We start from the raw sequence: 14,449 nt of genomic DNA, 5'->3' as shown, positions 1-14,449 counted from the left end.
ATCTCACTGTTTTTTTACTGGCTTGCTGGGAGGAGTTGGGGATGGTTTCAGATTCGGGGCTGTTCGTTGATTCGCTGCGGTTAATTCTTCTTGCAACATTTTCTGATAAATCTTAGTTAAAGAGCTACTAATAGAATTAGTTTCTATACCATATCCTAGACTTGTCCAGGTGGGAGAGAGTCGCCGCAAAACATCATTTAACTTTCCCTGACGCAACAGTTGGGAAAGATCGGTTCCCCAAACTTTAGAATCAGTTAACCAACGGTAAACTACTATATCTTGATATTCTGCTTCAAAACTATAAGCAGTCCAAAACATCATCTGCATTGGTTTTGGGTGATAACGCGGGGCTAAACGATACCAAGTAATGTTGATAATTTGATATCTACCAGCAGCCGTAGAACAATTACCTGTGTTGGGGCCTGTGACAATTGTGACGCATATCTCAGGATGTCGGCTCAGATCGTTGACTTGCTGTCCACCATACAATAGCGAATAGGGTCGGTTCCCACTGGCTTCACTTGCGGAGATGGTTCGCATTAAAGCACGGATATAGGGGTCGCCCTGTTTCATCACCAAAGGCGGCTGTTTATCTGCAAAGATGGGATCGGAAGGCGATCGCAAGTCTCCAATATACCATTGCAACAAATACACAAAGCCGAGAAGCGCGGCTATTGGGCCAATAAGTTTTTCAACACCTTTGAATTCAAAGCCTTTCAGAGTCCGACTCCTTCAAATTCGCTCTCTTTGCTAACAAAAATCATCGACGAACTTATTCTGACAAAGTTCACACCTGATTGTTAGTTATATGGTATCCGTTAGAGTACTCCAAGTAAAAAAATGCCCAATCGTCATTGCGAACGCTCGCAATGACGGGTTTTTGATCATTTATTTTTTGGAACACTCTTATTGTTGTAAAGCAGAACTATAGCAGTCCTATTAGATTTGTGAAAAATATAGATAAGAAAACGAACCGCCAAGGACGCAAAGGAAAGAAAGAGATATATAGTTTTCACAAATGATTTAGGACTGCTATGTATCAACTTACGCCTATGAGTGTGGAGCAGGAGATGCAATGATAATACAGATAAATGAAGAAAAACTTGAATTTGCAAAATAGATATATCCTGAAACTGAAGGCGATCGCTTTTTGTTGATGAAGGATAAAGAGCTACGCCTACCTATGTTATAATTAGATAGTTAATTTTCTCAGCGATTAGCTATGACAACAGAAATATTAAAATCTGTTGAACCTACCCTTTACGAAGAAGATTATTATTTATGGGTAGAAACGACACTTAAACAATTAGAAAATAAAGATATTCAAAATCTGGATTGGCAACATCTAATAGAAGAAATTGAAGCTTTGGGAATTGAACAAAGACGAAAAGTAGAAAGTTACTTAAAACAATTATTAATTCATCTTTTACTTTATCGTTATTGGGAAACTGAAAAAGAAAATTGTCAACGAGGCTGGCAAATAGAAATAACTAATTTCCGTGATGAGCTAGAATTTTCTTTTCGTTCCAAAACACTTTATAATTATTCTCTTAACTGTTTAGATGCCGTTTATATTAAAGCCAGAAGGCAAGCAATTCAAAAAGCGGGTTTAACGCCTGAGATTTTTCCAGAACAATGCCCTTTTACTTCTGAAGACATTTTCAATAGTGAGTATTTCCCCGAATAAAACTGATTTGGTGGTGAATGTGCGATCGCTCTCAATACTGTTCGGTTAAGGCAAGAGACGCGATGAATCGCCGTCTCTACAATAATTAATATTTCGTTTTTACGGCGATTTATCGCGTCTTTGCGATCTAGAATTTTCATCGAAAAATCTTAACCGAACTGTATTGCGATCGCTCTCTCGTTTAAAGATCAGCGATCGCTTTGGGAGATAGAATCCTCTAGGATATCAGCATCAGCACTGTTGAAATAGCTCCTTAAAGCTTTTTGAGGCTGCTTCCGGCTTGGCAACAATTTCGACAATTTTATTGCGTGCATCTGCTTCAAACAGCGCCTCAACAGCAACTTGGGCAACTTTTTGCCTAGGGATACTACCGTCAAACACTGTATCAGCACTCTGCATCACGATCGCGTCAAGGTTATCTTCATTCTTCAACCCACCAGGTCGCACAATCGTATAAGTAAGACCACTTTTTTGGATATACTCTTCAGCTTGCTTTTTCCATACCAAAATCAGCCAAAACAAGTTCAGTGGATGGAATAACTGCGAAGTACACAAAGAAGAAACAAAGACAAGATGCTCAATTCCCTTTGCTTTAGCAGCATCTACTAAATTTTTAGTCCCTTCAAAATCTACTTTATAGGGGCCAGTGGGGTCAAAACTAGGTTTTGCACCAGTCGCAACCAATAAAATTGTGCTATCTCCCAACGCAGCATTTAAACTTTCTGGTTGTAATACATCGCCTACAACTAACTCGGCTTCAGGAGACAGAATACCCCTAGCTTTGTCTATATCCCGCACCAAAGCGCGGACGGGAATATTCCGCGCTATCAACTCTTGCACAATCCGGCGACCTGTTTCACCTGTTGCCCCTGCTACAAATGCTTTCATGAGAAATGCTATCCTGGGAAACTATTGTGTGCTTGTTCAGTTCTTTATTTTAGTAATTCTATGGAGTTGATGGTAGATTAATGAGGTTTTAATCAACATAGGATATTAGTGTGAAATGACCCAGGTACGTGGGGAATTATTAATATAGACAGAACGCCAAAATATACAGTAATGCATTTATGCTTTCAAGACAAGGCGAATATAAATCCTGGGAAATAACAGAAGCAGTTTTACCTGTAGCGTCCAGCGAAGAAGAAGCTAAGGACACATTAACAGAAGTAAATGTAGCGACGATTACAAAATTTTACGGTCGTTATCAAGATTTTATGGAAATGCCTGCCTCAGCAGAGAAGGTTGCCGAGTATCTTAATGCTCACGCTTCATGGTTTTCTCGTTGCGCTGAACCCATGAAAGTGCAATTACTTGGGGAAAATGGCTATGCTTTAGTAATTGGTCGTTTTGGTGCTTTCGGTTATGAAGTAGAACCGAAAATTGGTTTGGAATTGTTGCCTCCAGACGAGGGTATTTACCGCATCCGTACAATACCCATTCCTGATTACCAACCGCCTGGTTATGACGTAGACTATCGGGCATCTCTACAGCTAATAGAAAACAATGCTTGCAGTAGCGGCGAGGTTACAAGAGTTGAATGGGAATTAGATTTAGTCGTTGATTTGCACTTTCCCCGGTTTATTCAGCGATTACCCAAGTCTATAATTCAATCTACAGGCGATCGCTTACTTAACCAAATCGTCCGCCAAGTCTCCCGCCGCTTAACTCGCAAAGTTCAGCAAGATTTTCAGAAATCTTTGGAAAAATCCCTTCCTGTTAATTCTAAACAAAAGCGGTGATTTAACAGTCCTTTGTCATTGCTCATACACTAATGACAAAGGACAAATGACAAAGGACTACGCTTTAGTAAGAAGTCTTTGGACAATTTGCACTCCAGTAACAGCTTGCCAAGCAAAAAGTCCCAAAAGCGTGAAATTTAGCAAAATATGAGTTGCACGCGCCCAATTTGCCCCTTTCTGCATATAAGGCGACAAAGCAGCAGAAAATGCAATCAGACCTGCCATGCCCAGTCCTGCCAGCAAGTGAGGCCCTACAAATAACTTTTGATTATTCATATAGGTGACAGCCATACCACCAATCGCACCTGCTACGGTCAAACCTAAGAGTATAGACCCGATTTGGTAATGTCTGAGGTTATATCTACCTTTAATCAGTTCTTTCTTTTCTTCCCCCTGAGCATTTCTGGTACGCTGTACTTGCAGCCCCAAGTAGGCAGCATAAATTGAGAGTGCTAATAGTGCCCACATTAGCACCGGATGGAAGAAGTTTAGCCAATATTTCACCGACGCAGAAAGTTCCAGACTCATAGTGTTCTCACCTAATTATTAAATCTTCATAAAAATTAGCATAACTCTATTCTCTGTGCTTAAAGTTGCACAAATTAAAAGAGATTAAGGGATGAGGAGAGAAGACAAGAGTGAAGCCTCCTTTAGCTTAAATTTGCATCCAGTCAATAGATAGAATGCTTGCCAAGACTGGATTTCTTAATTTTTAATTTTTAATTTTTAATTTTTAATTGCATAACCCTCTTGCCAAAGTGTATAAACAATCTCAGACTGAGTTTTGAGGGTAGACGAATAAAACCCCTGTGTGGGATCTCATTCATGACTGAAAACAACGATACTTTGCTGCTAAAAGCTGCTAAAAGTGGTGATATCAAGGGGCTGTGTGCGTTACTAGCTACTGGTGCGAGGGTGGACGCGGGCGATCGCCTTGGCACGACGGCGTTAATGTTTGCTGCCAATTTAGGCTACACCGAAATTGTGCGATCGCTGCTGGATGCTGGGGCAAATATCAACTTACCCAGAAAACTATATGGTTTGACGGCTTTGATGTTGGCCGCTAGTGCCAAACAACTTGACATTGTGCAGCTTCTATTATCCAAAGGTGCTGATGTCAATGCCACCAATGAAGATGGCAGCACAGCTTTAATGGCCGCAGTCGTCAAAGGTCATATCGATGTAGCGCGAGTCTTATTGGCTGCTGGTGCGAAGGTGAGTATCGCCGATAAAGATGATGATACTGCGTTGAAACTTGCCATTAAGCAGGGAAACATCGAAGTTTTAGAAGCGATTCTGCAAACTGGTGTTGATGTCAATATCCCAGATCGAGAAGGTGAGACACTCTTAACATTAGCGGTAGACTTGGGGCATCTGGAGGTTGTGGAAGCACTGCTAGCAGCAGGGGCTGATGTGAATATGAAAAACGCTGACGGTGGAACTGCATTATCGGCAGCAGCAGCAAGTGGACATAGTGCGATCGCAGCAGCTTTACTGGATCGAGGTGCTGAAATTAATCTTCAAGACCAAGATGGTGAAACTGCCCTACATCTTGCCGTTGTAGAGGGCTACGTTGATGTCGTACAAGTATTACTTAATAGAGGTGCAGATGTCCAAATTAGGAATCGCCTGGGTGATACATCACTCCTAGTAGCAGCGTTGCAGGGACATAACAAAATTGTCGAGGCACTATTGCGTTCTGGGGGAGATATTAATGGCAAAAACCTTGGTGAAGTACCTTTGACATTGGCTGCATCACAAGGACACACTCAAACAGTGAAAGTGTTGCTAGACTATGGTGCTGATGCCAACAATCCGGGGGATGATGGCAAAACTGCTTTGATTAAAGCAACCGAAGGCAAGCACACAGAGATCGTCCATTTACTCTTGGCAAAAGGGGCAGATGTGAATTTTCAAGACTCAGCCAGGGCAACATCATTGATGTGGGCTGCCTCAGCAGGTTATGGCGAAATTGTACAGTTATTACTCCAAGCCGGGGCAGATGTGAATTTGAAAAACCGGGGTGGTTATACTGCTTTGATGATTGCAGAATTTAATGGTTATAAAAATATAGTGCGAAGTCTGCAAAAAGCTGGGGCGCAAGAATAGCCATTTTAATTCTGAATTTTTCAACTAAAATATTTTCAGAAATATCTTGACAAATCATTAGATAAAGGTTAGGAACTTAAAGACTAAGGAAGTTTAAAAGAACTAAATCTAAACCGAAGAAACAAAGAAAGCAAAACTCCGTCGTAACTGTTGTGAACTTGCTACGACGGAGAAAAGAAAAATTAAAACGCCAAGAGGGAACAGGCTAAATGCTTGCGTGACAAGGATAGAAAGAAAGCAAAAATGAAGAAGTAAATTTACCTTTGACTTTTTACCTTGTACATTTTACCTTTTACCTGCTCTCTCCCTTGACGTTTCCTACTGTGCTAGATGTGCAAAATATATAGTTTTTACTTGAACATAAATGTATTCTAAGGATCATTTTTTATGTATTATCCTAAAAGCTAAATACAACCAAGTCTTGATAAAACGTTGATGCGCGACTATTTGGGCGATCGCTACGGAAATTAAAAGAAAAAATAAATAAAAAATTAAATTTAGTAGAATCACTGTAGTGAATCCCCAGCCACCAAATCACTATTGGTTTGGGCTTTTACGCACTATCTATAAAATTTGTAGAACAACCAGTGTCATATCATCAGTGTTTTGCTTATCAGCACCGATGAACTGCTGAACTTGGTCAAATAGGTAATCCACAATTTCCTCTGGCCCATTGCAGTACTTACAAGCCGTATTGAAGTCAGCGACAAAATTATCTTCGTCGAAGCGATCGCCACCAGCCGCCGCCGCATCGGTCAAGCCATCTGTATAGTAAATAATTGTATCCCCAGGCTCTAACTGTGCATGAGCATCTTCATATTGGCTATTAGCGTCCAAACCGATTAACATTCCTAGAGTATCTAAACGGCTGACAGTTTTCGTGGCTGCGTGCCACCACAAGGGAGGATTATGTGCTGCATTGCTATAAGACAAAATTCGGCTGTGAGGATTATATTCTGAATAAAATAGTGTTACAAAGCGGTGGGAATTTTCCAAATCCGCATACATAACTCTATTTAAGTTTTGCAGAATTTTTGCTGGGGAATTACCATGTAGCACTTCTCCCCGTAGCATTCCCCGCATCATCGTCATAATCAGCCCAGCAGGGACACCTTTGCCCATGACATCGCCAATAACCAAACCCCAACGACTAGTTTCCGTGTCGCCTTTAGTCTTAGACCGAATCTTATTCTGATTAGTAGCAATAAAGTCGTAGTAGTCTCCACCAACACGATTTGCAGGTTTACAACGTGCCGCTAAAACTGCACCAGGGATTGTAGGGCATTGACGTGGCAGAAGTCGCCGTTGAATTTCTGCGCCAATTTCTAGTTCTTGGTCTAGACGTTCTTTTTTCCTCAGTTCTACAGCTAGTTCATCGTTTTCGATCGCTACTGCTGTTTGATCTGCAACTAATCTAACCAACTTTTGCCTAGTTTCTGTCCAACTATATTCTGGATCGCGGCTCAATACGTAGAGCCATCCCCTTTCTGTATGCTTTACTAGAATCGCCGTCCCAAAAATTTGCACATCTGGCCCTAAATAGCGATGCATCTGATCGTCCAAAATCCCTGTTGCATTAGCTAGAGGGGCAGTATTGGGCAAAAGCGTGATTTGACTGCTAGCTATCTCTAGGGCTTTGCGGATATTCTTACGCTGACCACTATCTTGCCAATGTAACTGTTCTAACCTGACTTGACCATTAGGTTTGTAGAGAAACAAGGCGCTACCGTCTGCATCTGTCACTCTTGTTGCCATTAAGGGAATCAGTTCCAAAAACTGATTCAAATTATTGAAACTTCTCAGGGCAAATCCTAAAGAACTGAGCAAATCTTGAATTTTGTTCTGTTCGCGGTGCAACCTTGCCACGAGTTCTTTGAGTGCTACGACTGGTGTGACATCCGTCGCGGCACTACTATTGTTTTCAGTGGGTTGAGAGGGCAGTTGAGACACAGGCACAGGTACTATTGCACTTTATATTGGCAGATTTTAGATTATTTATAAACTTTTTGGCTTTGGCATTGCTAAACCATATTTAGACAAGACTTGTCCCTTTAGCAAGAGTATAAAGACGTAACAGACAACTTTTATCAGTATTTTATTTGCTTATCGGATTTTTGATGAAATATTTAGTCATTTCAAATCATGTATTTTTAGTTAAAACTCAATCCGTAAAAATTACTAGTTTCGTTGATAGTTCAGAAAGATTTTCCTTTTTTCATAACTTAATTCCCAAAGCATATCTCTAAAGTCATAAAAATACTTTATTCCAAGAATAATTTATAACGCTTTCGAGTCACTGTTTGAGTATAGGCAACTAGGAAACGAGAACTTTTTTGAGTTCAAACCTATAAGCCCTGAAATTTGCCACTTTCTTTAGGCGTTGCGGAATCGAGGTATGAACTTGAATGTAGAGACATAAAATTTTACGTCTCTACAAGGATTTTTCACCGCAATGCACAATCGTTTTCATGCCGCAATCAGCAACACCTTCCTTTAAAACCCCTGAATTTATTTATGGGGATTCCTTCTGCCTCCTACCTCCTGAAGTGGAACGTACAGATATCCCGACTTACTTGAACTGTTTCTAGTTAGTTCAAGTGATAATACCAGATCAGTTACCTCTAAATTTATCAATTTGTCAAGAAAAAATTTTAACTCCAAATTTTTGAATTAGCCACTCAAGAGAGCTTCGACAAACTCATAACTTGAAAATGGACGGAGGTCTTCAATTCCTTCACCAGCGCCAATAAAACGAATGGGTAAACCTAGCTGTTGCACAACGGCAAGGGCAACGCCGCCTTTAGCGGTGCCATCTAGTTTAGTTAAGACAACACCACTCAGTTGGGCAGCTTGGGAGAAAACTTCGGCTTGCCGCAATCCATTTTGACCTAAAGTGGCATCTAAAACCAAAAGGGATTCTACTTTGGCATTTGGGGCTTTTTTGTCGATAATTCGGCGAATTTTACCGAGTTCGTCCATTAAATTTTTCTTGTTTTGCAGTCGCCCAGCTGTATCTACCAAGAGTAATTCGGTTTGCCGCGATTGAGCGGCGGCGATCGCATCAAACACAACTGCTGCCGGATCTGTATTTTTTCCCGGATTGGCAATTACTTCTACACCACTTCTACTGCCCCAAACCTTCACCTGTTCGACGGCGGCGGCGCGGAAGGTGTCTGCTGCGCCAATCAAGCATTTATAGCCAGATTTTTGTCCCAAGTGGGCAATTTTGCCGATGGTGGTGGTTTTACCGGCACCATTTACCCCAGTGATTAACCAAATGTTCAAGGTTTCTTTTTCTGGGGTAAAGCTAGTTTTGTGGGATGCAATGCTTGGTGCATCCAGCATATCCCGAAGAATTTTTTTCAGATAAGCGATCGCTTCTTCCGGTGCAGTAACTTCATCCCGAAGTTTTGTCTGTAAGGCATTGATAATAAAGTCTGTCGCCTCTACACCCACATCAGCTTGTAGAAGCAATGCCTCAATTTCTGTTACAGCAGCTTGATTAAGCGGCCCTTGACCAACGATCGCCTTTAATTGGTTGAGAATACTCCGGCGAGTTTTGTCTAACCCTTGCCGGAGCTTTTTCAGCCAGGTAATTTCTTCAATAGAAACGTCTTCTGGATTTCTACCTTGAGCGGCTAAAACTTTCGCTGACCAGACAAACCCATCATCAAATTCTAATCCGGGAATTTCCTCTCCTGTCTCTGCTGTTGCCCCTACTGGCTGTACTACCTCCGGTTCTGGGACTTCAATGGCGGTAGCTATTAGTTGGTCTAGTTTTGCTTGCCGTTCTGCCGCCGCCCGTTCTAAGAAGGATAAACTAACTGGTGTTGTTGGTTGCGTTGCCTCTGGCGTAGCTAGTGGTTCAGTGGGTGTTGGTTCAACTTCACTGCTTATTATTTCTGGGCTTTCGACATCTGACTCTTCAGCAATTGCAACTACTGAGGAATCTTCTGTACTTCCTTCATCAGTAGTAATTTGGATAACTTCTAGCTGTGCTGTTTCTGGGCTTGTACTAACAGGTTCCTCAGTTGGTTCTGGTTCAGTGATTTCTGCGGTTTCAGGTTCTGCTGAGGCATTTGCTGAATCGGGCGGGGTTTCTACTACCTCAGTCTGTTGTTTTTGCTGGATATTTTTGTAAGCAGCTTTCGCAAATGCCAACAAGTCTGCCGTTGTGTCTGGCGCAGTTTCAGCAGTTGAGGCTTCGGCTGACTCTGGTTGGGGTTCTTGTGCAGGAGTGGTTTCTTCCTGTTTTTTATCAGTGGGAGTCTCAGAGGAATCGTTATGTTGACGGCGGAACCAATTAAAAACCATTGCAGCAGTATTAGTTATATGAGTTATTAAGTTATAAGTTATGAGTTTAATTTAACTTTGCACTTTTTCTTAGGGTAAAAACTTCCCGGTTATCCTCACCTTTCGTAGTCAGTTTGAGGAGAATCAGCTTCCTTTGGTTCGCGCAGCATCTCCCCTTCTCCCAAAGCTAGGGTGTATACGCAATAATTCTCGCACTGCGTTTCTTTCCCGCCTCGGAATGAATTCCGAGTCTCACAGCCCTGAACTTTATAAAAAAAGTAAAGGTTCAAAACCTCGCCCGCAAGTGGCGCGAATAAATCCTTGTATCTTCAGGTAGGTAGAAACCCCATCCCAAGTGTCTAGCTTAGTTTAATCCCCCTGCTCCCCCTGCTCTCTTCATTTCTGGCCGGGATGTCGGTGGGTGTGACAGTTTCACTCTGACAAAAATGTGGGTAGAGGATTTTTCGACTTGTGTGTACACCGTAGTTCTCCGAAAGGGAGAGGCTAGCGCCAAGGGAGAAGTTCCGCTCCGAGGAAGCCGCTTCTGCGGCTCCAGATTTATCTCCATAGGAATTACGAACTACGAATTACGCACCGATACTATGCTGTTTTTTTCTGATCGGTGACTCGGCGCAAAACACCGTTAATAAAGCGATGACCGTCTTCTCCACTGTAGCGTTTGGCAAGTTCCACAGCTTCGTTGATGGCGATGCTGTCTGGAACTCCTAAGAACTTCATTTCTGCCACAGCGATTTGCAGGATATCGCGGTCAATTTGGGCGAGGCGAGTTACTTGCCAATCTACTAAGGCAGTAGAAAGGAGTTCATCTATAATGTGTCGATTCTCGTTGACGGTGATCACAAGCTCTTTAGCGTAATTACGAACTCCCTTATCCTGATTAGCTAGCTGAATCAATTCTGGGAAATCAACTGCTGTACCCAACTGATTGATTGCTGTTTGGGTGCAAGCGATCGCTTCTTGAAGCATTGCTCTAGCAGAATTGAGGTCGGAGGCCCGAGTTTGGCTACTTAAAAGGCGATCGTTACTGCGTTGCAGTTCTCCGGCGGCATTATCGAGGGTATCTTGCACTTCTGAAGTCAGGGTGCGTACTGCTCCTAGCACCAACTTGGATACTAGTTGATCGTCTGGTAATGTATCTAATTTCTTTGGGTTAACTGGCAATTGGCTAAGGCTTAAAAGCGCCAATTCACGAGCAATTTGCTGGGGTTTACGAGGCTGCATAAATAATGAGGGGTGATTGTGCGAGAACTGATTAACTAGGCGGGGCAAACTTACAAGTTTATCAATTTTGGCACAGTCAAACAACAACATTACGCATTTGCTTGTGACTTTGCCAGATTGATTTTAAGTTTCTTCAACGGGAATAACTTGCCGCTTGATTTCGTCGTGTTTGACTTCCAGATTAGACTCTTTGGGGAAAACCAAGGGTGTATTAGGGGCGACAATGCCACCTGATACAACTATTTTAAAAGCGTCTTCAATGGACATAGAGACGTTCACCACCTCGTCTTCAGGAACGACTGCGTACCATCCAGTAGTAGGATTCGGGGTGGTGGGGATAAAAACACTTAGGACGGGGCGAGACATTTGGGCTTGGATATCACTGCTGATTGCACCAGTAACAAAAGCGATCGCCCAAATTCCTCGGCGGGGATACTCTACCAAGATTACCCGACGAAACTTGCCATTAGAATCTTTTAGGATTGTTTCTAAAAGCTGTTTGAGAGTTTTATATACCTGTCCTGCTAAAGGAATTGCCTGTAATAATCGCTCACCAAAATCTAACAACCACCGCCCAGCAATATTGCGAGCCATCAAGCCCATCAATAATATACACAGTAGTGGTACTGCTAATCCTACCAATAAATTCAGTAAATTTACTAGAATTGGGTTTAACCCATCAAAAGGATTTAGTTGTTTGGGAATTTGGGTGAGGAAGTTGATGACCCAATTAGCAATGGTAATTGTCAGCCAGATAGTGGTTGCTAGGGGAATTACTACCAACAAACCAGCAATCAGGTCGTTTTTTAAGTCCTGTTTTAGGCGATCGATTACCAAGCTCCGATTCTCCTGTTTTAAGCTAGAGGAACTTTTGTTATTGGTATCCATACCAGCAAATTCGTCAAATAGCAAAGGTTTTACTTGAAGCAATTTCTGCCGCAAGTAACTATCCAAAACACTAGCAGCCTAGCTGCTACGGCAAAAACACGTACTTGTGGCTGGAAATCAGCTATTTTTCTACAAGCATACACATAGATATCAACCAATCCAATAGCGGCTGGTTATTCTCAGAGGATGTTACTTTTCCTTGGAAGACTTGTAAATGATTGTTGCAAGTCATTAGGTATTACTAATCTATCGCGCTCCATCAAAAGCTGCTCATGATTGTGAAAGTACTACCAGGTAAACTGAGGAGTTATTTTATCGGGAGCGCCTTTTATGAAAATGGTCTGTTAAAAATATTAATTTATTATGGTGATTCTAAAATACGGCAGGGTAGCACAGCTAGCTGTGCTACCCTATTTCTGAAAAATTATGGTTTTGCGATCGCACATCCACCCGATCTAAGAATCTTTCTAATCTCCAGTCCCTTTTACACCACATCAGCCTTTGTAGTTTCAGAATCCTCACGCTGCAACTGTTGTGTACTATCTTGTGCCAAAACTGCTACATCTAAATTAGGTTTTGGTAGATACTTCATTTCCCAAACTTTAAGCAAAATCAAGTATTCATAAAATGCTTGCAATGTACACCAGGCAAGTCCAGCGTGTCCATCAAAACAGCCACCTAGCATAAAATACATATATACAAACCTTAGCAATGGTCTGGCGGGTAAACGCAAAGATAAATCTTTGAGGGCGCGACGTTTTTCAACCTCCGATTTACCAAAGAATAAATCTTGCCAGTTGACCTCTCCTTGTTCTAACTGATACAGCGTTTCTTGAGCTTCATCTGTAGAATAACGGTTATGCTTTTCAATCCAACGGCTTAAGCCTTTGCTACAAGTGTAGTGTGGGTATGTTTCTTTTAAAAAGCTAGTTGCACCCTCACAAACTTCCCGCTCAGTATGACCGTAGTCTGTAAACCACACTTTCCCGTGGCGGAAGAGGCGCATTTGGTAACGGGGATACTGTGTGCTGTAGCGAATCCAACGATCCATAAACATGACACGTTCAGCCACGTAGTAACCGATATAGGCTGGGTTCTGACTTGCCTTTTCACATTCTGCAAACAGTTCTGGTGTCATACGCTCGTCAGCTTCAAGAATGTAAACCCATTCATGCTTCGGGGGAATAGACTCTAACATCCAAGTGCGTTGGCGACCGTGGCTTTCAAAAGCGTGTTGGACGACGCGGATAGGATAGCGACTGGCAATTTCCACAGTGCGATCGCTACTGCATGAATCCACAACAATGATGTCATCCGATAGCATCGCTGATTCGATACAAGCAGCAATATCTAGCTCTTCGTTATATGTCAGTATGTAAATTGAAAACATTACCTAAGTTTTATAGCGATTTTACTAACTAATAATTGCCTTTTTATTCACACTAGCTTTTAGCTGCATGGCAGTATAAACAGTTAGAAATTATACCTACTACTGCCATGCTAATAGTAGATTAACGGGCGGTAGCTCTGGGTTTACCACCTTGTACAGCACCTCTACCTCTTAAACCTGTCCAGCCGATAATAATGTAACCAATGGATAACAGCAAACTGCTAATCCCAATCCGTAGTCCAGACTTCCAAGCACTATCTTTAGCCTGTTGTTCTGCTTCGTCTCTACGCTGACGAACTTGGCTTAGTTGTTGAGTTCGCAGCGTCTGAATATCTGTTTGTTGTTCGATAGCTTTGTCAAGTGCTTGGGGATCTGTTTTAGCCTTCTTGAGTAAATCCTTGATATTTGGGGGAATTTGAGAGCTTTCAAGTGCTTGCTTATATTTTTGATCGTCTTTGAGGATTTCACTAAACTGAGCTTTGGTTTGGCTTCGCAGTTGTTCTAGTTGAGCTTTTCCCTGATCGGTATTCAGCTGTGCTTGCAATTGCGATAACCGAGTGTTCAGTTGAGTTTCTGCCTGATCTGCTTCTTGGGTAATTCGATTGAGTGTTTGAGTCTTAGCTTGATTGACGTTATTGAGGTGCAGGGGAAAAATCAGCAAGAACATCAACCCTAAAATACTTGAGAGGATCACTGCGGGAAATCTTAAGTCGATCCCTTGGGGGCGATCGCTTCCTGCATCAGCGCTTTCAATCCAATAGGCAGTAAACAACAGCCCTAGTCCCACCAGAGGAACAATTCCTCTGTCAACTAGCGCCGTTGCCAAGTTGATTTGCCATACCCGATCGGTCGGTTGAAAGGGTAACAATAGAATCAAAAAGTCCACAAAAAAGGACAAAATGCAGATTATTCCAACTACCTTAACTGTGAGGGCGGTACTCACGGAAGCAAAACGGTTAACCATAGTTTTTCAAACTGGCGGTGAATACGAGTGATTTTCATATTTCAAGCTACTTGAATATTGTGCCCATGAGTGTAACTTTTGTGTAGAAATATAAAGCAGATTCAATATCGGTAAAGGCTCTCCACCTCTTGGTTTTC

General features: G+C 42.1%; 12 protein-coding genes. 3 read left to right on the top strand and 9 right to left on the bottom strand.

The annotated features are described in order from the left end of the window. Positions 1–3: 3 nt before the first annotated feature. A complete protein-coding gene (locus GTQ43_RS23855) occupies positions 4–654 on the bottom strand; it encodes a glycoside hydrolase family protein (RefSeq protein WP_265275197.1) in 651 nt (216 codons plus the stop codon). Positions 655–1,222: 568 nt separating this feature from the next. On the opposite strand from GTQ43_RS23855, the gene GTQ43_RS23850 reads away from it, so the two are divergent. Continuing rightward, positions 1,223–1,687 (top strand): DUF29 domain-containing protein, encoded by a 465-nt coding sequence (locus GTQ43_RS23850; RefSeq protein WP_265275196.1) that lies wholly within the window; start codon positions 1,223–1,225, stop codon positions 1,685–1,687. Positions 1,688–1,918: 231 nt separating this feature from the next. On the opposite strand, the gene GTQ43_RS23845 is transcribed toward GTQ43_RS23850, so the two are convergent. Continuing rightward, entirely contained in the window at positions 1,919–2,575 is a 657-nt protein-coding gene (locus GTQ43_RS23845) for an NAD(P)H-binding protein (protein WP_265275195.1), read from the bottom strand. A 179-nt stretch (positions 2,576–2,754) separates the two neighbouring features. On the opposite strand from GTQ43_RS23845, the gene GTQ43_RS23840 reads away from it, so the two are divergent. Then, the gene (locus tag GTQ43_RS23840; RefSeq protein WP_265275194.1) at positions 2,755–3,426 is read left to right on the top strand and encodes a DUF1997 domain-containing protein; all 672 of its coding nucleotides are present in this window, start codon (positions 2,755–2,757) and stop codon (positions 3,424–3,426) included. A gap of 57 nt (positions 3,427–3,483) precedes the next feature. Here the strand turns inward: GTQ43_RS23840 and GTQ43_RS23835 are convergent, their stop codons facing one another. Further along, positions 3,484–3,954, bottom strand: a complete 471-nt coding sequence (locus tag GTQ43_RS23835) for a DUF4079 domain-containing protein (RefSeq protein ID WP_265275193.1) — start codon at positions 3,952–3,954, stop codon at positions 3,484–3,486. Positions 3,955–4,251: 297 nt separating this feature from the next. On the opposite strand from GTQ43_RS23835, the gene GTQ43_RS23830 reads away from it, so the two are divergent. Next, complete coding sequence (locus GTQ43_RS23830; protein ID WP_265275192.1) at positions 4,252–5,535, top strand: ankyrin repeat domain-containing protein; 1,284 nt, start codon at positions 4,252–4,254, stop codon at positions 5,533–5,535. Positions 5,536–6,099: 564 nt separating this feature from the next. On the opposite strand, the gene GTQ43_RS23825 is transcribed toward GTQ43_RS23830, so the two are convergent. The 6 genes from GTQ43_RS23825 to GTQ43_RS23800 form a co-directional block, all read right to left on the bottom strand. Then, positions 6,100–7,491, bottom strand: a complete 1,392-nt coding sequence (locus GTQ43_RS23825; protein WP_265275191.1) for a PP2C family protein-serine/threonine phosphatase — start codon at positions 7,489–7,491, stop codon at positions 6,100–6,102. A gap of 714 nt (positions 7,492–8,205) precedes the next feature. After that, entirely contained in the window at positions 8,206–9,849 is a 1,644-nt protein-coding gene (ftsY, locus tag GTQ43_RS23820) for a signal recognition particle-docking protein FtsY (protein WP_265275190.1), read from the bottom strand. Positions 9,850–10,428: 579 nt separating this feature from the next. Continuing rightward, positions 10,429–11,070: a transcription antitermination factor NusB gene (gene nusB / locus GTQ43_RS23815; RefSeq protein WP_265276532.1), complete on the bottom strand. Its 642-nt coding sequence runs from the start codon at positions 11,068–11,070 to the stop codon at positions 10,429–10,431. 123 nt (positions 11,071–11,193) lie between these two features. Continuing rightward, a complete protein-coding gene (locus tag GTQ43_RS23810) occupies positions 11,194–11,958 on the bottom strand; it encodes a DUF502 domain-containing protein (RefSeq protein ID WP_265275189.1) in 765 nt (254 codons plus the stop codon). Positions 11,959–12,442: 484 nt separating this feature from the next. After that, the gene (locus GTQ43_RS23805; protein WP_265275188.1) at positions 12,443–13,348 is read right to left on the bottom strand and encodes a glycosyltransferase family 2 protein; all 906 of its coding nucleotides are present in this window, start codon (positions 13,346–13,348) and stop codon (positions 12,443–12,445) included. A 121-nt stretch (positions 13,349–13,469) separates the two neighbouring features. After that, positions 13,470–14,312, bottom strand: a complete 843-nt coding sequence (locus GTQ43_RS23800) for an HpsJ family protein (protein ID WP_265275187.1) — start codon at positions 14,310–14,312, stop codon at positions 13,470–13,472. Between the last annotated feature and the right edge of the window lie 137 nt (positions 14,313–14,449).

Source organism: Nostoc sp. KVJ3 (assembly GCF_026127265.1).
Classification (GTDB): Bacteria; Cyanobacteriota; Cyanobacteriia; order Cyanobacteriales; family Nostocaceae; genus Nostoc.
The sequence above is the reverse complement of the archived record's forward strand: the minus strand, read 5'-3'. Positions and strand labels throughout refer to the sequence as shown.